This window comes from Sinorhizobium sp., assembly GCF_059070375.1.
Genome location: NZ_JCACWC010000003.1, coordinates 526,370 through 546,536 on the forward strand (window position 1 = coordinate 526,370; position 20,167 = coordinate 546,536).

Genomic DNA, 20,167 nt, shown 5'->3' on the forward strand with positions numbered 1-20,167 from the left:
CGCTTTCAGGCGAGCGGCGTCAATCCTCCTCCGGATCGGCGATGCTCAGCAGGCGGCCGACATTGCAGCAGATGATGCCGTCCGCTCGCTTGATCGCGCCGCTCTCCTCCAGCGACAGGATCGCGCGGTTCACCTTCGGCCGGCTCGCTCCGAGAATCGAGGCGATGTCCGTCTGGCTGAGCGTCAGCCGGAGATTGGCGCTTTGCGGCATCTCGCTGCCGTGGATCTGGCGGAGCGTCGCCAGGAAGAAGCGGGCGACGCGGGCGTTGAGATCGTAGAGCGCGATGGTTTCCAGCCGGTCCGTCGTGTCGCGCAATTGCGCGCAGAGGAAGCGGATCACCGCCTCGGCGGTCCTCGGCCTCTGCGTGATGAGGGCGAGGAAATCCTTCTTGCCGATCACATAGCCTTCGGCGTTGGTGACGGCCGTCGCATCCGCCGATCGCGGCTGTCCGTCGAGCAGCGCCATTTCGCCGAACAGCGCTCCTGCCTCGTGCTGCCGCAACATGAGTTCGCGGCCTTGCGGCGTGAACAGCGAAAGCTTGATGCGCCCGGAAACTACCACGATCATGTAGTCGCCTTGGTCGCCGCGTTGGAAAATGACCGTGCCCGCGGACCATTTGCGATAACTGGCGATGCCCGAGAGCTCGCACAGGGTTTCGCTGTCGAATTCTTCGAATATAGGGAAGGACCGCCAGAAGGCGGAACTCCGGATGACTTCAGCCATTGCGGTTACCCCTGCGTTCCCCTTTACGCGTCGGGGAGTTTTGACTCTGTTGCCTCATCTTGCAACAGAAAAGCGCTTGATCGGCCGACCGAAGCCAAAGCGGTAAGGCATCAGTTGACGACGAATCGATTCCGTCTCTAGATTGTGAACGATCTGTCGCCGGGTGGGCGGCTAGAGGATTTCGAAAATCTTGTTATCTCTGCTGCCAACACGTTTTCCAACAGGAGCCTTGCGCATGTCCCAGAATGTCATCGTGCTCATCGGGCGCATTCTTCTCTCGATCATCTTCATCACCTCCGGTTTCGGCAAGCTCACCGACCCGTCGGCGACGGCCGGCATGATCACCGGTGCCGGTTGGCCTGCCGCAACGGCGCTCGCCTATCTCGCCGGTCTCTTCGAACTCGTTGCCGGTCTTGCGATCCTCGTCGGCTTTCAGACCCGCATCGCATCCTATCTGCTTGCCGCCTTCTGCGTGGTCACCGCCTTCGTCTTCCATAGCGGCGCAATCAACGTCCCGGACTTCCCGCCGGCTGCAAACGGGCTGCTGACGGTCTTCAACCAGATCATGATGATGAAGAACATCACGATCGCCGGTGCCTTCCTGGTGCTGGCAGGCTTCGGCCCGGGCGCGCTCTCGCTCGATGCCCGCACCGGAAACACGGTCGCCGCTTAACGCAGGCACCACTGATCGAGAAGAACCCGCCGGCTCGCCGGCGGGTTCTTTGTTTAGGCGTCACGTTCTCCAGGATAGATGACGCCCTTGCGCAGGATGACGTTGCCGTAGAGCCGCGGCTCGCTGGTCTGCACCACCGCATGAGCAGCCTTCACCCGCTGATAAAAATCCGCTCCGAGCAAAGGAACGACCGGCTGTGTCGGCTCATGTTTCCGACAGCAGGCGATGATGTCCCGATGCACCGGGTCGAGCGCATCGCGGTCCTGTTTGACCGTTGCCCGAAAGATCGCCTCCGGCACGAAATCGTCGATCGGCAGGATGCTCAAGACGGCGTCGAGCACGGGGACAAGCGGGTGCCCGTCCAGCCGGATGAGCCGGCGCGCGTGCTCCAGCCCGGGGTAATTTCCGTCGACGAGTGCAATCTCGTCGCCGTGCCCCATCGCTCTCAATGTGGAGAGAAGCTCCGGGCTCAGAATGGGGCTTATTCCTTTCAGCAAGTGTTAAAGCTCCTTGAAGAGGACATTGGTGTCCAGAAGATAGCGGGAGAAGAGCGGCAGGCTTGCGCCGCCGATCGCGCGGGCGTGGCTGCCGACGGTGCCTTCGACGAGGTCCGGAACCGTGACGCCCTGCAGGTCGAGCGTCTGGAGGGCCTTGCGCGTCGCTGCAAGAAGGCGCGCCCGCACCCAGGGCGGGAAGCCGCCGTCGATCACGGCCGCCGAAAAATCGACGACGGAAACCGCGGAGACGACGGCTTGCGCAAGCGCCGCCGCCGCATCCTGGATCCATATTTCGAGCGGCTCGCCGAAATCGATCCAGTCGTCGGCCGAGTACCAGAGCGGCTCCGGGTCGATGCCGCGTTCGCGTAGCAGCTTTTCCAGGACGAAGACCGAGGCGATTTTCAGCAACTGCGTCGACTTGCCGTCCTTGCCGGCGACAGGCAGCGGGCCGACCGCGCCGGCGGTGCCGGTTCGGCCGGAAAAGAGGGCCGAGTTGATCACGACGCCGCCGCCGATAAAGGAGCCGATATAGAAATAGACGAAATCGGGGTAACTGGCGCCGACACCGAAGGCGAGTTCGGCACCGCAGGCGCTGGTTCCGTCGTTCTGAAGGAACACCGGATGCCGGATGCGCGAGGCAACCGCCGCCTGCAGGTCGAAATCACGCCACCGGTCCATCTCTTCGCGCGGCGCGCCGACCTCCTCCGACCAGTTCCACAACTCGAACGGCGTAGCGATGCCGACGCCGGCGATGCGGCCGCGCTCGCCGGTGTCAAGCTGTCCCTCGAGCTTGCCGATACCCCCGACGATGAAGCTGACGATCTCCTCGGGGAGCGGATAGGTATGGATCTGATGGAGGTGCAGCCGAATGGTGCCGAGAAAGTCCATCAGCACCAGATCGGCGCTGCGCCGGCCGATCTTCACGCCGAAGGAATAGACCGCATCGGGATTGAGTCGCATGGGGATTGAGGGCTGTCCGACGCGGCCGCGCACCGGCGCGCCGCGGACAAGCAGCCCGTCGGCTTCGAGCGACCGCATGATGACGGAGGCGGTCTGTGCCGAAAGACCGGAGCGGCGCGCGATCTCGGCCTTGGACAAGCTGCCGTGACGGCGCACCAGCGACATGACCAGCCGTTCGTTATAGGCGCGCACGCGCGTTTGATTGGCCCCGCCGCTCGGGTCGACCACATCCGGCTGGGGCGGCCCCGTATAGGGGCCATCTGTCAGTGACATGCCACCGTTTCCTCCCATTGGTACCGTACGGTTCCTCCCCGATCCGGGTACGGCCATGCAGTACCTAAAGCTTTACCGCGACCGCACCCTGATCGCGGCACCCTGACGCCGCTCGGTTCGCGTGGGCCCTGTCCGCATTCGGCCCGCGATTGTCAATGCCCGATCCTCCCGATTGGACGGAAGCGACATTACGCGCAGAATGCCACAACGAGATAATAATTCAATTTGATTTATTTATTGACAGGCTGGATTTTTGATGCTTGATTGACCCTCGGAAGCGCCGTCCGCAGCCGAGGAGAATGCTGCAGCGGGTCCTGAAAGCCGGCGCGCCGGCATTTTTCATCCTTGGGAGGATTTAATGAAGAAGACAGTTCTTTCTGCCGCATTCGGCGCGCTCGCCATGGGCGTTGCTTTCGCATCGCCCTCGCAGGCAGCCGACGTGTCGGCATGCCTCATCACCAAAACCGACACCAATCCTTTCTTCGTGAAGATGAAGGAGGGCGCGGCCGCCAAGGCCAAGGAACTGGGCGTCACCCTCAAGTCCTATGCCGGCAAGATCGACGGTGATTCCGAAAGCCAGGTCGCTGCGATCGAGACCTGCATTGCCGATGGCGCCAAGGGTATCCTGATTGCCGCCTCCGATACCCAGGGTATCGTGCCCCAGGTCCAGAAGGCGCGGGATGCGGGTCTCTTGGTCATCGCGCTCGACACGCCGCTCGAACCCCTCAATGCCGCCGACGCCACTTTTGCGACGGACAACCTGCTCGCCGGCAAACTCATCGGCCAGTGGGCGGCTGCAACGCTCGGCGATGCCGCCAAGGAAGCCAAGGTGGCCTTCCTCGACCTGACGCCGTCGCAGCCCTCCGTCGACGTGTTGCGCGACCAGGGCTTCATGATCGGTTTCGGCATCGACCCCAAGGACCCGAACAAGATCGGCGACGAGGATGATCCGCGCATCGTCGGCCACGACATCACCAACGGCAACGAAGAGGGCGGCCGGACCGCGATGGAGAACCTCCTCCAGAAGGATCCGACCATCAACGTCGTCCACACGATCAACGAGCCGGCCGCCGCCGGCGCCTATGAGGCGCTGAAGTCCGTCGGCCGCGAGAAGGACGTGCTGATCGTTTCCGTCGACGGCGGCTGCCCGGGCGTCAAGAATGTCGCCGAGGGCGTGATCGGCGCGACGTCGCAGCAGTATCCGCTGATGATGGCGGCGCTCGGCATCGAGGCCATCAAGAAGTTCGCCGATACGGGCGAGAAGCCTACGCCGACCGAAGGCAAGGACTTCGTCGACACCGGCGTCGCGCTTGTCACCGACAAGCCGGTATCCGGCGTCGAGTCGATCGATACCAAGACCGGCATGGAGAAGTGCTGGGGCTGATCGGCCACGCGCACAGGCGTGAGGGGAAGGGCGGCCCCGGCCGCCCTTTCCGCAAGTGCCGAGGTCTTTGACAAGGCATCGAAAACCTGCGCAATTTTCAGGGCGGGGCGAGGAAAGCGCGAGATGCTTCTTGCCCGCGTTCCGCTCTGGCTTCTCAGAACCGATCGCGGCGCAAGCCGGATTGTCGTCGAGCGTTCTGAGGCTCGCCGCTTCGACCGGTGGGCCGCGCATCCTGCAGCAATGCACCCCCTCTTGAGCGGGGTTCACGGGAGGAGTCCCCATGGGCGAAACAAACACGGCCGCACAGCCATCCCAGGAATTCGAAAAGGTCCTGGCCGACAGTTCGACGGACGTAGCGTCTTTCGACGCGCATGATAAGACGCTGCTTCAGAAGCTGCAGCACTTCCTGCATTCGAGCCCGGCCGCGGTGCCGCTGATCGTGCTGGTTCTGTCGCTGATCGCCTTCGGGGTCATTCTCGGCGGCAAGTTCTTTTCCGCCTTCACCATGACGCTGATCCTGCAGCAGGTGGCAATCGTCGGCATCGTCGGTGCCGCTCAGACGCTCGTGATCCTGACCGCCGGTATAGATCTTTCGGTCGGCGCCATCATGGTGCTCTCATCCGTCATCATGGGGCAGTTCACCTTCCGCTACGGCTTCCCGCCGGTGCTCTCCGTCATCTGCGGTCTTGGGGTGGGGGCGCTCTGCGGCTACATCAACGGAACGCTCGTCGCGCGGATGAAGCTGCCGCCCTTTATCGTCACGCTCGGCATGTGGCAGATCGTGCTCGCCTCCAACTTCCTCTATTCCGCCAACGAGACGATCCGGGCTCAGGACATTTCCGCGAATGCCCCGATCCTGCAGTTCTTCGGCCAGAACTTCCGCGTCGGCAATGCCGTCTTCACCTATGGCGTCGTGGTGATGGTGCTCCTCGTCTGCCTTCTTTGGTACGTCCTGAACCGCACGGCCTGGGGGCGCTATGTCTATGCCGTGGGCGATGACCCCGAGGCTGCAAAGCTCGCCGGCGTCAACGTCACGCGCATGCTCATCTCCATCTATACGCTCTCCGGTCTCATCTGCGCCCTTGCCGGCTGGACCCTCATCGGCCGCATCGGCTCCGTCTCCCCGACAGCGGGGCAGTTTGCGAATATCGAATCGATCACCGCCGTGGTGATCGGCGGCATCTCGCTCTTCGGCGGCCGCGGCTCCATCATGGGCATGCTCTTCGGCGCGCTGATCGTCGGCGTCTTCTCGCTCGGCCTGCGCCTCATGGGCACCGACCCGCAATGGACCTATCTCCTGATCGGCTTGCTGATCATCATCGCCGTTGCAATCGACCAGTGGATCAGAAAGGTAGCAGCCTGATGGCACAGGAACCCATTCTCACCGCCCGCGGCCTCGTCAAGCGCTATGGCCGCGTGACTGCCCTCGATCGCGCCGACTTCGACCTCTATCCCGGTGAAATCCTGGCCGTTATCGGCGACAACGGCGCCGGCAAGTCCTCGATGATCAAGGCGATATCGGGCGCCGTCACGCCGGACGAGGGCGAGATCCGGCTGGAGGGCAAGCCCATCCAGTTCCGCTCACCGATGGAGGCGAGGCAAGCCGGCATCGAAACGGTCTATCAGAACCTCGCCCTGTCGCCGGCATTGTCGATCGCCGACAACATGTTCCTCGGCCGGGAAATCCGCAAGCCGGGAATCATGGGCAAGTGGTTCCGCTCGCTCGACCGGGCCGCCATGGAAAAGCAGGCGCGGGCGAAGCTCTCCGAGCTCGGTCTGATGACCATCCAGAACATCAACCAGGCGGTCGAGACGCTCTCGGGCGGACAACGCCAGGGCGTCGCGGTGGCACGCGCCGCCGCCTTCGGTTCCAAGGTCGTCATCATGGACGAGCCGACTGCGGCGCTCGGGGTGAAGGAGAGCCGCCGCGTGCTGGAGCTGATCCTCGACGTGCGTCGCCGCGGTCTGCCGATCGTGCTGATCTCGCACAACATGCCGCATGTCTTCGAAGTCGCGGACCGGATCCATATCCATCGTCTCGGCCGCCGCCTCTGCGTCATCAATCCCAAGGATTACACCATGTCCGATGCGGTGGCCTTCATGACCGGCGCGAAGGAGCCGCCGCGCGAGGCGATTGCGGCATGAGCGTCAAATCCCTTGCGGATGAAATCCTGAAGCGGGCGGTCGTTTCCGGCCGCTTCATCGTTGCCATCGCCGGTCCGCCCGGCGCCGGCAAGTCTACGCTTTCCGAAACGTTGGCGGAGGCGATCACGCAGGCGGGCGAAAAGGCGGCGGTGTTGCCCATGGACGGGTTTCACATGGACAATGCCGTTCTCGAAGAAAAAGGGCTGCTTGCCCGCAAGGGGGCACCCGAGACCTTCGACGTCCGATCCTTTCTCGCAACGCTTGCTGCCGTGCGCGCCGATGACGGCGAGGTTCTCGTTCCGGTCTTCGACCGCTCCCGGGAACTGGCGATCGCCTCGGCGAGGATCATCGCGCCCGAGACGCGTATCGTGCTTGCCGAGGGCAACTACCTGCTGCTGGAGGAAGCGCCCTGGAACGGCCTCGACGGCGCCTTCGACTATTCGATCTTCATAGATCCGGGTCTGGAGGTGATCGAGCGGCGGCTCCTGCAGCGCTGGTACGATCACGGCTATGACGAAGACGCGGCGCGCAGCAAGGCCTATGGCAACGACCTGCCCAATGCCCGCCGGGTCCTCGACAGCCGCAGGCCGGCGGATGTCGTGATCAGGGACTTTTAGAGTGCTCGGCATTCGTCCCGCAGTTTCCGGCCGCGGACTGCGGTGACCTTTCGAATCGCCATTGTCTTCGGCGGCGCAATGGTGTTATCGAGGCGCGGTTTCACCACATGAGTTGCCGCCCTTCGAGCGCACCGGTACGCCTGATGCCGGCCGCGCGGATCGGGCGCGAGCATCGGGAGAACGCTGATATGCAAGACCTCGTTATACGCCGCCCTGATGATTGGCATCTTCACCTGCGCGACGGCGGCATGCTTCGCGGCGTGATCGCCGATACGAGCCGCCATTTCGCGCGTGCCATCATCATGCCCAATCTGGTGCCGCCGGTGGTGACTTCGGCCGATGCGGCCGCCTATCGCGAGCGCATCCTCGCCGCCATTCCCGCAGGGGACCGGTTCGAACCGCTGATGACGCTTTATCTTACCGAGGGCACCGATCCGGGCGATGTCGAAGCCGGGTTCAGGAGCGGCCTCGTCAAGGCGGTCAAGCTCTACCCGGCCGGCGCCACCACCAATTCGTCGAGCGGGGTTCGCGATATCGACAAGGCCATGCCGGTGCTGGAGCGCATGGCCGAGATCGGCCTGCCGCTCTGCGTCCATGGCGAGGTGACGACGGCCGAGGTCGACATTTTCGACCGTGAGGCAGTCTTCATCGAAACCGTTCTCGACCCGCTCCGCCGGCGACTGCCCGATCTCCGGATCACCATGGAGCATGTGACGACGAAGGACGGCGTCGACTATATCCGGGAGCATGCGGCCAATCTTGCCGGCTCCATCACCACCCATCACCTGATCATCAACCGCAACGCCATCCTCGTCGGCGGCATCAAGCCGCATTACTACTGTCTGCCGGTAGCGAAGCGCGAGGCGCATCGGCTGGCGCTTCGCCAGGCGGCGATCTCGGGCGACGTCCGCTTCTTCCTCGGAACGGACTCTGCCCCGCATGTCGACCCGCTCAAGGAATGCGCCTGCGGCTGCGCCGGCATCTACACATCGATCAACACCTTGAGCTGCCTCGCTCACGTCTTCGAGGAAGAGGGCGCGCTCGACCGGCTGGAAGCCTTCACCTCGCTGAACGGGCCGGCCTGGTACGGCCTGCCGGCAAACGAAGAAACGATCACGCTGCACAAGCAGGAGGAGCCCGTCCGCTATCCCGCCAAGATCGAAACCGAGGCCGGCCCGGTCACGGTCTTCGACCCGATGTTTCCGCTTCATTGGGCCGTCGTCCAGCCCTGATTGCAGAAGGAGAATCCATGTTTTCGAATGCGTTCACCGATAAGGCGGTGATGGCCGACCTGGTCGCGAAGATGCTCTGGGAAATCAAGGCGGTGCATTTTCGCGCCGACGAGCCCTACAAGCTCTCTTCCGGCATGGCGAGCCCGGTCTATATCGACTGCCGCAAGCTGATCTCCTATCCGCGAATCCGTTCCGCGGTGATGGATTTCGCCGCTGCGACGATCCTGCGCGAAGCCGGCTTCGAGCGGTTCGACGTGGTGGCCGGCGGCGAGACTGCCGGCATTCCCTTCGCAGCCATGCTTGCCGAGCGTCTCGGCCTGCCGATGATCTACGTGCGCAAGGCGCCGAAGGGACATGGCCGCAACGCCCAGATCGAAGGCCATATGCCGGAGGGTGCGCGCGTCCTGGTCATCGAGGATCTGACGACCGCCGGCGGCTCGATGTTCAAGTTCATCGACGCGATCCGCGCGGCCGGCGGCGTCGTCGAGCACGGCATCGCGCTTTTCTACTACGACATCTTTCCGGAAGCCCGCGGCGACATGAAGTCGAAGGGCGTCGACCTGCACTACATCGCCACCTGGCGCAACGTGCTTGCCGTCGCGCGCGAACTGGCGCTGTTCGACGATAAGACGCTGAACGAGGTCGAAGCCTTCCTCAACGCTCCGCTCGGCTGGTCGGGCCGTAACGGGGGCGTCAGCGCGCTCGCGGTCCAGTAGCGAAGGGCTTGGCGCGATTGCCGGATCGATGAATATGTGTGGGGAGGAATGGATATGATCGTTTGCTGCGGAGAGGCCCTGATCGACATGCTGCCGCGGGAGACGGCGGCGGGCGAGAGCGCCTTTGCGCCCTATGCGGGCGGCGCGATCTTCAACACGGCCGTCGCGCTCGGCCGGCTCGGCGTCCCCACGGGCTTCTTCACCGGCCTCTCGGACGATATGTTCGGCGACATTCTGCGCGCGACGCTCGAGGCCGCGAATGTCGATTTCGCTCCCTGCGCCACACTGCCGCTGCACACGACGCTCGCCTTCGTGAAGCTCGTCGACGGGCATGCGAGCTACGCCTTCTTCGACGAGAACACGGCCGGGAGGATGATCACCACGAAGCACCTTCCGGCGCTCGGAGATTTCTGCGAGGCGCTGCATTTCGGTGCGATCAGCCTCATTCCCGAGCCCTGCGGCTCCACTTACGAGGCGCTGATGGCGCGGGAGCACGAAAAACGGGTGATCTCCTTCGATCCGAATATCCGCCCCGGCTTCATCAAAGACCGGGGGGCGCATGTCGGACGCATGAAGCGAATGGCCGCCATGTCCGATATCGTCAAGTTCTCCGACGAGGACCTCGCCTGGTTCGGCATGGAGGGCAGTCACGACGCGCTCGCAGCCGAATGGCTGAAACGCGGCCCGAAGCTGGTGCTGATCACCCGCGGCGCGGACGGCGCGGTCGGTTATACGGATGGCCACAAGGTCGAGGTCGCGAGCGAACGGGTCGAGGTCGTCGATACGGTCGGCGCGGGCGACACTTTCGACGCCGGTGTACTGGCCGCGTTGAAGTTCAACGGCCTCCTGACCAAGGAGAAGGTGGCAAGCCTGACCGACGAGGCCATCCGTCAGGCCCTGACGCTCGGAGCGAAGGCGGCGGCCGTCACTGTTTCGCGCGCAGGCGCCAACCCACCCTGGCGGCACGAACTCGGGCTGTGAGGTCGGTGCCGGCCACGCCGGGTCTCGGCGGGTCCAAGCAGCACGCGCGGCCGTCTATGCCCGCTCTGGCTTCCTCCATCTCCCCCGCAAGGGGGGAGAATCTGCGCGGCTGACCGATCACTCCGATCGGTTGTCGATCAGCGTGCCGCCTTCAACAGCGCAGCAATGAGTCCGGCGGTCGAGGAATCGTGTCCCTCGGCGCTTTCCTTGCCTTCGATGACAGGCAGCAGGCCGGTCGCCAGTTCCTTGCCGAGCTCGACGCCCCACTGGTCGAAGGAATTGATGTTGAAGAGCGCGCCTTCGACAAAGACGCGATGTTCGTAAAGCGCGATCAGACGGCCGAGCGCAAAGGGGTCGAGCTGATCGTAGACGATGGTCAGCGACGGCCGGTTTCCGGTGAAGACGCGGTGGGGTGCGATTTTGTCGGCCTTTGCCTCGTCCATTCCCTTGGAGGTCAGCTGCGCCTTGGCTTCCGCCATCGTACGTCCTCTCATGAGGGCTTCCGACTGCGCCAGGCAGTTCGCCATCAGGAGCTGGTGCTGGTGGCGCAGGCCCTTTTCGTGGCCGTTCGCCGCGATCATGAACTCGGCGGGAATGATATCGGTTCCCTGGTGGATGAGCTGATAGAAGGCATGCTGGCCATTGGTGCCGGGCTCGCCCCAGACCACGGGACCGGTCGCGAATTCGACCGGCTGGCTGTCGAGCGTCACGCCCTTGCCGTTCGATTCCATGTCGAGCTGCTGCAGATAGGCCGGGAAGCGCGTCAGCCGCTGGTCGTAGGGCAGGATCGCCCGCGACGGATAGCCGAGAACGTTGCGATGATAGAAGCCGATGAGCCCGAGGAGCATGGGGACATTCCGGCGAAGCGGCGCGCTGCGGAAATGCTCGTCCATGGCGTGGCCGCCATCGAGGAAGCGGTCGAAATTCTCCTTGCCGATCGCGATCATCAGCGGCAGGCCGATCGCAGACCAGATGGAATAGCGCCCGCCGACCCAGTCCCAAAAGCCGAAGACGCGGGCGGCATCGATGCCGAAGGCGCCGACCTTATCCAGGGCGGTGGAGACGGCCGCGAAGTGATGACCCACCGCCGCATCGCCGAGCTTGCCGGCGATGAAGGCGCGGGCAGTCGCCGCATTGGTCATCGTCTCGATCGTGGTGAAAGTCTTGGAGGCGACGATGAAGAGAGAGGTTTCGGGATCGAGGAGCTTCAGCGTGTCGGCGATGTGGGCGCCGTCGACGTTGGAAACGAAGTGCAGCCGCGGACCGTCATGGAAGGGGGCAAGCGCCAGCGTCGCCATGACAGGGCCGAGGTCGGAGCCCCCGATGCCTATATTGACGACGTCGGTGATTTTCTTGCCTGTGGCTCCTTTCAGGGCACCGGAGCGGACGTCGTCAGCGAACTTGCCCATGGCCTCCAGCACGGCATTGACGTCCGGCATGACGTCCTTGCCACCCACGAGAACCGGCCGGTTCGACCTGTTCCTGAGCGCCGTGTGCAGAACCGCGCGCTCCTCGGTGATGTTGATGATATCGCCGCGGAACATCGCATCGCGCTTTTCCTCGACCTTCGCCGCCTTGGCGAGCGCTTCGAGGCCGTCGATCACCCGGTCGTTCACGGCGCATTTGGAATAGTCGAAGAGGAGGTCGTCGAACGCCGTGCTGAAGCGCGAGAAGCGGTTCGGATCGGCCGCGAAGGCGGCACGGATATCGGTCGCATCGGTTTCGCGTGCAGTGGCTTTCAGGTTTTCGACAAGCGCTTTCATCGCAGGGCTCCTTGCATCGCAACTAGGGCATGGGAATGAGGGCATTGGAATTTGGCTGCGATAGCTAGTCGGTTTAACCGCGGCAAATCAAGGGCAGGTGTGCGCTGCAGCGAAAAAAGGTGGCCGCATCGCTCCATCGGCAGGGCGGCGAAAACTTCTCCTCACTCCAACCTCTCCAGGCAGGCGGTCAGAGGGGACTCGGACGCGCACGCAGCGGAAAATTGAACGGAGGCGGTGCCACGAGCCCCTTCTCCCGTCCAGCGGGGAGAAGGTGGCCGGCGGGCCGGGTAAGGGGCGTTTTCGCGCCCAAGCCGTTACCCGCGAAGATCCTTGCGCAGGATCTTGCCGACGTTCGACTTGGGCAATTCGGTGCGGAACTCCACGTGCCGCGGCCGCTTGTAGTTGGTGAGGTTGGCGGCGCAGTGGCGCTTGACCTCTTCTTCGGTGAGGTTCGGGTCCTTGCGCACGACGAAGAGCTTGACCGCTTCGCCGGAATGCGGGTCGGCAATACCGATTGCGGCGCATTCGAGGATGCCGGGATGGGTCGCCGCCACCTCCTCGATCTCGTTGGGGAAAACGTTGAACCCCGAGACGAGGATCATGTCCTTCTTCCGGTCGACGATCTTCGTCAGCCCCTCGGCGTTCATGAAGCCAACATCGCCGGTGCGGAAGAAGCCGTCCGGCGAAATGGCCCTGGCCGTTTCCTCAGGGCGCTGCCAGTAGCCCGCCATCACCTGCGGCCCGCGAATGCAGATCTCTCCGATTTCGCCAGCGGGAAGCGTGCGCCCGTCCTCGTCGCGGATCTCGATCTCCGTCGAGGGCAGCGGCATGCCGATCGTGCCGGTGAAATCGTCGGTGTCGAGGCGGTTGGCGGTCGCGACCGGCGAGGTCTCGGAAAGGCCGTAGCCTTCATGGATCGGGCAGCCGGTGAGCTCAAGCCAGCGCTCGGCGACGGGCCGCTGCACCGCCATGCCGCCCCCGAAGGTCAGGATCAGGGACGAGAAGTCGAGTTTGCGGAATTCGGGATTGTTCATCAACGCGTTGAAGAGCGTGTTCAGCCCCGGAAAAATGTTCGTCCTGTACCTGCCGAGCTCCTTGACGAAGGCGGGGATGTCGCGCGGGTTCGGTATCAGGATGTTGTTGCCGCCGGTTGCCAGCCCCATCAGCGAATTCACCGTGAGCGCGAAGATATGATAGAGCGGCAGCGCGCACATGAAGGTGAGACTCTCCGGGCGCGGTTTGCGCAGGAAGGCCGTGTTCAGCCACAGTTCCATCTGGGCCATGTTGGACAGGAGATTGGCGTGCGTCAGCGTTGCGCCCTTGGAAACACCGGTGGTGCCGCCGGTATATTGCAGGAAGGCGACATCTCCCGGCGCCACGTTCGGCCGCTTGAAGCCGAGCGTCGCACCCTTGGCAAGAACCGACTTGAAAGAAAGGTGACCTGGAATCGACCAGGCGGGGACCAGCTTCTTGACGCGGCGCACCACCAGATTGACGATTGTTCCCTTCGGACCAAGCATGTCGCCCATGCTGGCGACCACGACATGCTTGACCTTCGTGCGGGGCAGCACCTGCTCGACCGTATGGGCGAAGTTCTCGAGCACGAAGATCGCCTTGGCGCCGGCATCCACCAACTGGTGCTCCAGTTCGCGCGGCGTATAGAGCGGATTGACGTTGACGACGGTGAAGCCGGCTCGCAGGATTCCGTAGACGATGACGGGATTTTGAAGGATGTTTGGCATCATCACCGCAACCCGATCGCCGTTCGCGAGCCCCAGCGACTGGAGCCAGGCGCCGATTTTGGCCGAATGCGCATTGAGATCGGAGAAGGTCAGCGCCTTGCCCATGCAGGTGAATGCGGGCCGCCAGGAATATTGCGCAACCGCGTGATCGAAGAATTCGCCGATGGAGCGGTAGGTGAGCGGGCCGATGTCGGCGGGCACGCCCGGCGGGTAGGATCCGAGCCAGATCTTCGCCGTACCGGAACCCGACTGCTGGGTGCTTGCTTCCGCCATGACCTTCCTCCCTCTGGTCGCCAATGAACGGCCGTCATCGCGGCAAAGAAAAATCCCTCCCGATCTTCCTCTCCGTCGAAGATGCTGCTTTTAGCTCGCCTCTTCAAGCCGTAATCCGGATTATATAACTTTGACGTAAACGTCAACAATCGGCAGGCATGCACCGGTTTGTGAAATATTGATGTGCCCTGCAGCACAGTTCTTGCAGGTGCAGCCGGCCCGCCTATACTGCACTGCAGTATACCCTGCCACGACATCGGCTGCGCCGACGTCCCCAAGATATTTTACAAGATCCCTCCCAAGCGGCGGCCGACGGGCCGCGAGCCAAGGTAACGCATGTCCGAAGACGTCCTTTCCGCCGATATCGGCCCCACCCATATAGGCAAGTCCCGCAACAGGGTTTCCGCGGCGGAAATCGCGCTGGCTGTCGGCGGTTTCGGTATCGGTACCGGCGAATTCGCCATTATGGGTCTGTTGCCTCAGGTCGCAGACGACGTCGCGGTGTCGGTGCCGGCGGCCGGCGCCGTCATCAGCGCCTATGCGCTCGGGGTCGTCGTCGGGGCGCCGTTGATCGCGGTGCTTGCGGCGCGGTTCGCCCGCTTTCATGTGCTGCTGGTCCTGATGGCGGTCTTTGCGTTGGGCAATTTCGCGTCCGCATTTGCTCCAAGCTTCCACCCGCTCGTCGCCGCGCGCTTTTTCGCGGGCCTGCCGCACGGCGCCTATTTCGGCGTGGCGGCACTGGTGGCGGCAGGACTTGCGGCACCGAACCAGCGGGCGCGCGCGGTCGGGCGGGTCATGATGGGCCTGACGATCGCCACCCTCTTCGGCACGCCGCTCGTCGCCTGGTTCGGCCAGACGCTCGGCTGGCGCAGCGCCTTCGCGATCGTCGGCGGCATCAGCCTGATGACAATGGTCCTGATCTGGCTTCACGTGCCGCGGGACAGGGGCGATCCGCAGGCGACGCCGCTGCGGGAATTGAGCGCGCTGGGAAGCCTCCAGGTCTGGTTGCTGCTGGGCATCTGTGCGATCGGCTGCGGCGGGATGTTCGCCGTCTTCACCTATATCGCACCGGCGCTGACCCAGGTCGCGGGCGTTTCCGTCGCCAATGTACCCGTCATGCTGTCGGTCTTCGGCGCAGGCATGATCCTCGGCAATATCGTGGGTTCGCGGCTCGCCGATTGGTCGCTTACGCGCGCCATCGGCATCGCGCTCGTCTTCAACGTCTTCGCCTACATCCTCTTCTATTTCACCATGACGAGCCCCTGGATGGCGATCGTCAACGTGCTTTTCATCGGCGGCGGCTTCGCCGTCGTTCCGGGCGTCCAGACCCGGCTGATGGACGTCGCCGGAAAGGCGCAGACGCTCGCGGCAGCCCTCAGTCATTCCGCCTTCAATCTCGCCAATGCTCTTGGCGCCTGGCTCGGCGGCATTGCCATCGCCGCCGGCTATGGCTGGACTTCGCCGGGGCTCGTCGGCGCCGTGCTCGGCATCGGCGGTTTCGCCATATTCCTCGCCTCGGTGCTCGTGGATCGCCGGAGAGGGGACGCGTAGCCTGACTGCGTGCGAAACCGCACGCGCTTTCCTCATCCGCTCTAATCTCCCTGTCACGTCCCCTTGCTAGGTGAAAATGCGCGCGTTCTGGCGTAAAGCGCCGATTCGGCGCCGGCCGCCATCATTGCGCCGGAAACCGCGTCCAGCGGAGCGGAACGGGCTGGCAAGGTTGCGGGTTTGTTGTAAGGTTCGAAGAGACGGAGGAGAATTGGTGCAATTGGGCAATCGCGAACGAGAGAATCTACCTGTGGAGCCGCGGCTCTTCGGGCAGCCGGCCCATTCACGCTCCGCCCTCGTCGTGCCGATTTCGGCGGCCCGGTGGCTGCTCGTTCTCATTCTGCTTTGCGGCGTCTATTTCTTCCATGGTTTCCTCGTGCCGGTGCTTGCGGCGGTGGTCATCGGGTTCGCGAGCTGGCCCATCTATTGGCGGCTGCTTCAGGGCGTGAACGGCAACCGCACACTTGCTGCGACGATCGCCATCATTTCCGTCGTCGCCTTTATCGTCGTGCCGATCTCGCTCGTCGCGATCTATGCCGTGGACGAAGTGCGCGATTGGCTCGTCTGGGCGGTTGCGACCAATGCGAACGGCGCCCCGGCGCCTGCCTGGCTGGCGACGATCCCGGCGGTGGGCGCCTGGCTCGGCGAACAATGGGTCAAATATGTCGGTCACCCCGGCGCTCTCGGGGAATTGGTGCAGCTCGTGAGCGGCTCCAATATCGGCAATATCTATCGCGGCGTGCTCGTGGTCGGTGCCTCCGCCTTCCAGTCCTTCCTGACGCTCCTTTTCATGCTGATCACGCTCTTCTTCGTCTATCGCGACGGCCAGTCCTTTTCGAAGCAGCTCGACCATCTTGGCGAACGGATCTTTCCGATGCGCTGGGAGAGGCTGTCGCGCGTGGTGCCCCTTACGATCAGCTCGACGGTCACCGGCATGGGCATCATCGCGATCGGCGAAGGCATCGTGCTCGGCGTCGCCTATTGGCTGGCCGGCGTGCCGTCGCCGGTGACGCTCGGCATCATCACCGGCGTCATGGCGCTCGTGCCGGGCGGCGCTCCGCTCTGCTTCACCCTGGTCTCGGTCTATCTCGTTGCAAGCGGCTCGCCCGTCCACGGCGTCGCGCTGTTCACCTGGGGTACGACTGAGCTCTTCATCGTAGACAAGACATTGCGCCCGAGGCTCGTTGGCGGCCCGATCAAGCTGCCCTTCCTGCCGACGTTTTTCGGCCTGATCGGTGGCGTCAAGACGATGGGGTTTCTCGGTCTCTTCGTCGGCCCGGTCCTGATGGCGCTGCTCGTCGCCATCTGGCGCGAATGGCTTCGCGAGGTGACGAGCCAGCCGGAGCCGACCGTCAACGGTATACCCAGGGTGGATATTTCCGCCAAGTGAGACCGAAGCCGGCCACGCGGCGATATGGCATTTGCATGGAAGTTGTTTTAAGACAGACTGCAATCCTTCATTTGTAGGCCGTACCTCTCGAACATGAGTGTCGCACCCGACGGCGAAGACGCAGACAGGCCGGGCGCGGATCGTCGCCCCATCGCCGCGCGCGACAGCGGCTACGCGCGGCGCTTGACGGCGTTGCTCCTGAAGACGTCGGTCACGCCGAACCAGATCTCGCTTGCAAGCGTCGTCTTTGCCGCGCTGGGGGCAGGGGCCCTCCTTTCCGCAGCCCGCTGGCCGTTCCTTTATCCTGTGGCGCTCGCCGCTATTCAGTTGCGCCTCCTGTGCAATCTTCTCGACGGCATGGTGGCGGTCGAGGGCGGGCGCGGTTCGCCGGTGGGGGCGCTCTACAACGAGTTTCCCGACCGGGTCGCCGACACCTTGCTCATCGTTGCACTCGGCTATGCCGCCGGTGCGGGATGGCTCGGCTGGGCGGGAGCGCTTGCGGCCGCCTTGACGGCCTATGTGCGCGTCTTCGGCGGGTCGCTCGGCCAGGGCCAGGACTTCCGCGGTCCCATGGCGAAACAGCACCGCATGGCGTTGATGAGTCTCGCCTGCGTGCTGGCATTCGCGGAAGCGTTTCTGATGACAGAGCGCCTCGTCCTTTACGCCACGGCTTGGATCATCCTTGCCGGCGCGCTCGTCACGTGCGCGACCCGCACCAGGGCCATCGTCGCGCGCATTCGGGAAGGCGCGAAGCCGTGATCGACCTGGCATTGATCGGTCTCACGCGGTTCATCGTCGGCGGGCAGGCGCACTGGATGGGCTCGCGGCCGGAAATGCGCCAGCGCATCTATTTCGCCAATCACGCGAGCCATCTCGATACGCTGCTGATCTGGTCGGCGCTGCCGCGTGCGTTGCGCGCATCGACGCATCCGATCGCCGCGGCGGACTATTGGGGCAGGGGGGCCGTGAGGCGTCATATCGGGCTGAAGGTGCTGAACGGCGTGCTCGTCGAGCGCTCGACGCAGGGGCCGCCCGGAGCGGCTCTCGCACCCTTGCGCAACGTGCTCTGCGAGGGTGAGTCGCTCATCCTTTTCCCGGAGGGCACGCGCGGCAGCGAGCGCTTGCCGGGGCCGTTCAAGAGCGGGCTCTACTGGCTGTCTCAGGAATTTCCCGACGTGGAACTGATCCCGACCTATCTCGACAATCCCTCGCGCGCCTTTCCCAAGGGAACCTTTTTGCCCGTCCCCATCAGCTGCACGGTGCGTTTCGGACCGCCGGTCGCGCGCCACGCCGGCGAAGAGAAGGAGGCTTTTCTGGAACGCGCCCGCGCAGCGGTCGCCGCACTTGCGCCCGAACCCATCGGATGAGGCTGCCATGTCCTTGAACGACAAACTCTTTATCCTCTTTGCCGGCATAGTCGTTCTTCTCGGAGCGGCATCGCTGATCGGCTTCGTGCTGTCGCGCCGCGCGACGTCCGAAACGGGGCGGGCGACGATCGACAATCTCAATGCCCGTATCAGGGCATGGTGGGTGATGATCGCCATCTTCGCGGTGAGTTTCGCTCTCGGTCGCGGCGTCACGCTCGTGCTCTTTGCTCTCACCTCCTTCTACACGCTGCGCGAGTTCATTTCGCTGACGCCGACGCGTGCCGCCGATCACCTGCCGCTCGTCGCTTCCTTTTACGTTCTGCTGCCGCTGCAATACTGGCTGATCTCGATCGACTGGTATGCGCTTTTCACCATTCTGATACCGGTCTACGGCTTCCTCCTCCTGCCGAGCCTTTCCGCGCTGAAGGGCGACACGGAGCAGTTCCTGCTGCGCGTCTCGCGCATCCAGTGGGGGCTGATGCTGACGGTCTATTGCATCAGCCACGCACCGGCCCTCCTCACGCTCGACATCCCCGGCCGGCCGGGCGAAGGCTTTCTGCTGCTCTTCTTCCTCATCACCATCGCGCAGTTCAGCGATGTCATGCAGTATGTCTTCGGCAAGCTTTTCGGCCGGACGAAGATCGCACCGGTCGTCAGCCCGTCGAAAACGGTCGAGGGACTTGCCGGAGGCGGGCTTTCGGCCGTGGCTGCCGGCGCGGCCTTGTGGTGGATAACGCCCTTCACGCCGTTGCAGGCGGCCGCCATGGCCCTCGCCATCGTCGCCATGGGCTTTCTCGGCGGGCTGGCGCTCTCGGCCGTCAAGCGCTCGATGGGCGTAAAGGACTGGGGCTCGATGATCAGCGGCCATGGCGGCGTACTCGACCGAATGGATTCGCTGAGCTTCGCGGCACCGGTGTTCTTTCACCTGACGCGATATTTTTACACGTGATGGGTGACGGGGGATCACGGTTTCGTGTTCCTCCATGAGGGAAGGATTGTACCCGTCGAAGAGTCGTTTCTCCTGCCGCGCCGTCGAAAGACTGCTGCGGTCCAACACGCATAAAAAGGAGAAGCCCGTGCGAATTGCGTTTCTGATTGTTCTGACAACGATTCTTGCCACGCCTGCTTCGGCGCAGGACACCGCACTCCATGACCCTTCGATCAGCCGCGATGCCCAGGATGGGGTGATCCGTCTTTACGGTGCAGGCGGTCCGCACACCGCCATCCGGAAAGTCGCGGACGTCTGGACGAAGGAGACCGGCCGCAAGGTCGAAATCACCGCCGGGCCGGAGAAGACATGGTCGAAAAAGGCGCAGGCCGATGCGGACGTCATTTGGGGTACCTCCGAGCAGGCGATGACTGCTTTTCTCGAGACGTATCAAGGATTTTCGTCGGATCAGGTCGCGCCGATTTACCTGCGTCCCGCAGTGATTGCCGTGAAAGCGGGTAATCCCAAAGGGATCACAAAATTCGAGGACCTTCTGGCGGTCGGGACGAAAATCGTCGTAACCGAGGGGGCTGGCGTCGCCAACACATCGGGGACGGGTGTATGGGAGGATATCGCGGGCCGCCTCGGCCGGCTGGAGGATGTCGCGGCGTTCCGCAGGAACATTGTCGCTTTCGAACATGGTTCCGGCGCGAGCTTCAAGGCGTTCAAAGCGTTGGATGCAGACGCCTGGATCACCTGGCCGAATTGGCCGGTTTCGAACCCCGACACCCTGGAAGCGGTGATGCTGTCGAGCGATCGGGCAATATGGCGCGACTTGAGCGTGGCGCTGGCCCCCGACGCCGATCCCGAAGCAAAAGCGTTTCTGGACTATCTGATCTCCGATGAAGCGCAGAAGATCATGTCCCGCGAAGGCTGGATACGCTGATCTGATTT

At 63.6% G+C, this 20,167-nt stretch carries 19 protein-coding genes; 14 read left to right on the forward strand and 5 right to left on the reverse strand.

All coding sequences use genetic code 11. The annotated features are described in order from the left end of the window. Positions 1 to 19: 19 nt before the first annotated feature. Positions 20 to 724 (reverse strand): Crp/Fnr family transcriptional regulator, encoded by a 705-nt coding sequence (locus AC5J09_RS14535; protein ID WP_018094076.1) that lies wholly within the window; start codon positions 722 to 724, stop codon positions 20 to 22. Between the two features lie 235 nt (positions 725 to 959). Here AC5J09_RS14535 and AC5J09_RS14540 point away from each other — a divergent pair, with 235 nt between their 5' ends. Further along, positions 960 to 1,397 carry a DoxX family protein gene (locus tag AC5J09_RS14540; RefSeq protein ID WP_018094077.1) on the forward strand — a complete coding sequence of 146 codons (438 nt, stop codon included), beginning with the start codon at positions 960 to 962 and terminating at the stop codon, positions 1,395 to 1,397. A gap of 53 nt (positions 1,398 to 1,450) precedes the next feature. On the opposite strand, the gene AC5J09_RS14545 is transcribed toward AC5J09_RS14540, so the two are convergent. Continuing rightward, positions 1,451 to 1,894, reverse strand: coding sequence for an RbsD/FucU family protein (locus AC5J09_RS14545; RefSeq protein ID WP_275596852.1), 444 nt, complete (start codon positions 1,892 to 1,894; stop codon positions 1,451 to 1,453). A gap of 3 nt (positions 1,895 to 1,897) precedes the next feature. Then, positions 1,898 to 3,127, reverse strand: coding sequence for an ROK family transcriptional regulator (locus tag AC5J09_RS14550; protein WP_100669701.1), 1,230 nt, complete (start codon positions 3,125 to 3,127; stop codon positions 1,898 to 1,900). Positions 3,128 to 3,485: 358 nt separating this feature from the next. Between AC5J09_RS14550 and AC5J09_RS14555 the strand changes: the two genes are divergently transcribed. From AC5J09_RS14555 to AC5J09_RS14585, 7 genes are all read left to right on the forward strand, one after another. Next, positions 3,486 to 4,511 (forward strand): sugar ABC transporter substrate-binding protein, encoded by a 1,026-nt coding sequence (locus AC5J09_RS14555; RefSeq protein WP_018094081.1) that lies wholly within the window; start codon positions 3,486 to 3,488, stop codon positions 4,509 to 4,511. Between the two features lie 280 nt (positions 4,512 to 4,791). Further along, positions 4,792 to 5,874: an ABC transporter permease gene (locus AC5J09_RS14560; protein ID WP_275596851.1), complete on the forward strand. Its 1,083-nt coding sequence runs from the start codon at positions 4,792 to 4,794 to the stop codon at positions 5,872 to 5,874. Continuing rightward, positions 5,874 to 6,656 (forward strand): ATP-binding cassette domain-containing protein, encoded by a 783-nt coding sequence (locus AC5J09_RS14565; protein WP_003531508.1) that lies wholly within the window; start codon positions 5,874 to 5,876, stop codon positions 6,654 to 6,656. Before AC5J09_RS14560 ends, AC5J09_RS14565 begins: the two co-directional genes overlap by 1 nt. Next, positions 6,653 to 7,273: a nucleoside triphosphate hydrolase gene (locus tag AC5J09_RS14570; RefSeq protein WP_275596850.1), complete on the forward strand. Its 621-nt coding sequence runs from the start codon at positions 6,653 to 6,655 to the stop codon at positions 7,271 to 7,273. The genes AC5J09_RS14565 and AC5J09_RS14570 overlap by 4 nt, the downstream gene beginning before the upstream one ends. 188 nt (positions 7,274 to 7,461) lie before the next feature. Continuing rightward, positions 7,462 to 8,505 (forward strand): dihydroorotase, encoded by a 1,044-nt coding sequence (pyrC, locus tag AC5J09_RS14575; RefSeq protein ID WP_275596849.1) that lies wholly within the window; start codon positions 7,462 to 7,464, stop codon positions 8,503 to 8,505. A 17-nt stretch (positions 8,506 to 8,522) separates the two neighbouring features. Continuing rightward, positions 8,523 to 9,221 carry an orotate phosphoribosyltransferase gene (locus AC5J09_RS14580; RefSeq protein ID WP_494297883.1) on the forward strand — a complete coding sequence of 233 codons (699 nt, stop codon included), beginning with the start codon at positions 8,523 to 8,525 and terminating at the stop codon, positions 9,219 to 9,221. Positions 9,222 to 9,275: 54 nt separating this feature from the next. Further along, complete coding sequence (locus tag AC5J09_RS14585; protein WP_494298909.1) at positions 9,276 to 10,202, forward strand: carbohydrate kinase family protein; 927 nt, start codon at positions 9,276 to 9,278, stop codon at positions 10,200 to 10,202. 137 nt (positions 10,203 to 10,339) lie between these two features. Here the strand turns inward: AC5J09_RS14585 and pgi are convergent, their stop codons facing one another. Next, a complete protein-coding gene (gene pgi / locus AC5J09_RS14590; protein WP_494297884.1) occupies positions 10,340 to 11,965 on the reverse strand; it encodes a glucose-6-phosphate isomerase in 1,626 nt (541 codons plus the stop codon). A 314-nt stretch (positions 11,966 to 12,279) separates the two neighbouring features. Next, the gene (locus tag AC5J09_RS14595; protein WP_494297885.1) at positions 12,280 to 13,980 is read right to left on the reverse strand and encodes a long-chain fatty acid--CoA ligase; all 1,701 of its coding nucleotides are present in this window, start codon (positions 13,978 to 13,980) and stop codon (positions 12,280 to 12,282) included. A 336-nt stretch (positions 13,981 to 14,316) separates the two neighbouring features. Here AC5J09_RS14595 and AC5J09_RS14600 point away from each other — a divergent pair, with 336 nt between their 5' ends. The 6 genes from AC5J09_RS14600 to AC5J09_RS14625 all read left to right on the forward strand — a co-directional run bounded on the left by AC5J09_RS14600 (position 14,317) and on the right by AC5J09_RS14625 (position 20,159). Then, entirely contained in the window at positions 14,317 to 15,531 is a 1,215-nt protein-coding gene (locus AC5J09_RS14600; RefSeq protein ID WP_494297886.1) for an MFS transporter, read from the forward strand. 211 nt (positions 15,532 to 15,742) lie between these two features. Continuing rightward, complete coding sequence (locus AC5J09_RS14605; protein WP_100670022.1) at positions 15,743 to 16,918, forward strand: AI-2E family transporter; 1,176 nt, start codon at positions 15,743 to 15,745, stop codon at positions 16,916 to 16,918. Between the two features lie 93 nt (positions 16,919 to 17,011). Then, the gene (locus AC5J09_RS14610; RefSeq protein WP_494297887.1) at positions 17,012 to 17,677 is read left to right on the forward strand and encodes a CDP-alcohol phosphatidyltransferase family protein; all 666 of its coding nucleotides are present in this window, start codon (positions 17,012 to 17,014) and stop codon (positions 17,675 to 17,677) included. Then, on the forward strand, positions 17,674 to 18,285 hold the full coding sequence (locus AC5J09_RS14615) for a lysophospholipid acyltransferase family protein (protein WP_411922608.1): 612 nt from the start codon (positions 17,674 to 17,676) through the stop codon (positions 18,283 to 18,285). Before AC5J09_RS14610 ends, AC5J09_RS14615 begins: the two co-directional genes overlap by 4 nt. Positions 18,286 to 18,292: 7 nt before the next feature. Continuing rightward, on the forward strand, positions 18,293 to 19,234 hold the full coding sequence (locus AC5J09_RS14620) for a phosphatidate cytidylyltransferase (protein ID WP_494297888.1): 942 nt from the start codon (positions 18,293 to 18,295) through the stop codon (positions 19,232 to 19,234). A 127-nt stretch (positions 19,235 to 19,361) separates the two neighbouring features. After that, complete coding sequence (locus tag AC5J09_RS14625; protein ID WP_379941562.1) at positions 19,362 to 20,159, forward strand: extracellular solute-binding protein; 798 nt, start codon at positions 19,362 to 19,364, stop codon at positions 20,157 to 20,159. The last annotated feature ends 8 nt before the right edge of the window (positions 20,160 to 20,167 follow it).

Bases quoted from the DNA above. Each gene is read 5' to 3' on its own strand.
- AC5J09_RS14535 (WP_018094076.1), bottom strand. From the start codon at position 724: ATGGCTGAAGTCATCCGGAGTTCCGCCTTCTGGCGGTCCTTCCCTATA.
- AC5J09_RS14540 (WP_018094077.1), top strand. From the start codon at position 960: ATGTCCCAGAATGTCATCGTGCTCATCGGGCGCATTCTTCTCTCGATC.
- AC5J09_RS14550 (WP_100669701.1), bottom strand. From the start codon at position 3,127: ATGTCACTGACAGATGGCCCCTATACGGGGCCGCCCCAGCCGGATGTG.
- AC5J09_RS14555 (WP_018094081.1), top strand. From the start codon at position 3,486: ATGAAGAAGACAGTTCTTTCTGCCGCATTCGGCGCGCTCGCCATGGGC.
- AC5J09_RS14560 (WP_275596851.1), top strand. From the start codon at position 4,792: ATGGGCGAAACAAACACGGCCGCACAGCCATCCCAGGAATTCGAAAAG.
- AC5J09_RS14565 (WP_003531508.1), top strand. From the start codon at position 5,874: ATGGCACAGGAACCCATTCTCACCGCCCGCGGCCTCGTCAAGCGCTAT.
- AC5J09_RS14570 (WP_275596850.1), top strand. From the start codon at position 6,653: ATGAGCGTCAAATCCCTTGCGGATGAAATCCTGAAGCGGGCGGTCGTT.
- pyrC (WP_275596849.1), top strand. From the start codon at position 7,462: ATGCAAGACCTCGTTATACGCCGCCCTGATGATTGGCATCTTCACCTG.
- AC5J09_RS14580 (WP_494297883.1), top strand. From the start codon at position 8,523: ATGTTTTCGAATGCGTTCACCGATAAGGCGGTGATGGCCGACCTGGTC.
- AC5J09_RS14585 (WP_494298909.1), top strand. From the start codon at position 9,276: ATGATCGTTTGCTGCGGAGAGGCCCTGATCGACATGCTGCCGCGGGAG.
- pgi (WP_494297884.1), bottom strand. From the start codon at position 11,965: ATGAAAGCGCTTGTCGAAAACCTGAAAGCCACTGCACGCGAAACCGAT.
- AC5J09_RS14595 (WP_494297885.1), bottom strand. From the start codon at position 13,980: ATGGCGGAAGCAAGCACCCAGCAGTCGGGTTCCGGTACGGCGAAGATC.
- AC5J09_RS14600 (WP_494297886.1), top strand. From the start codon at position 14,317: ATGTCCGAAGACGTCCTTTCCGCCGATATCGGCCCCACCCATATAGGC.
- AC5J09_RS14610 (WP_494297887.1), top strand. From the start codon at position 17,012: ATGAGTGTCGCACCCGACGGCGAAGACGCAGACAGGCCGGGCGCGGAT.
- AC5J09_RS14620 (WP_494297888.1), top strand. From the start codon at position 18,293: ATGTCCTTGAACGACAAACTCTTTATCCTCTTTGCCGGCATAGTCGTT.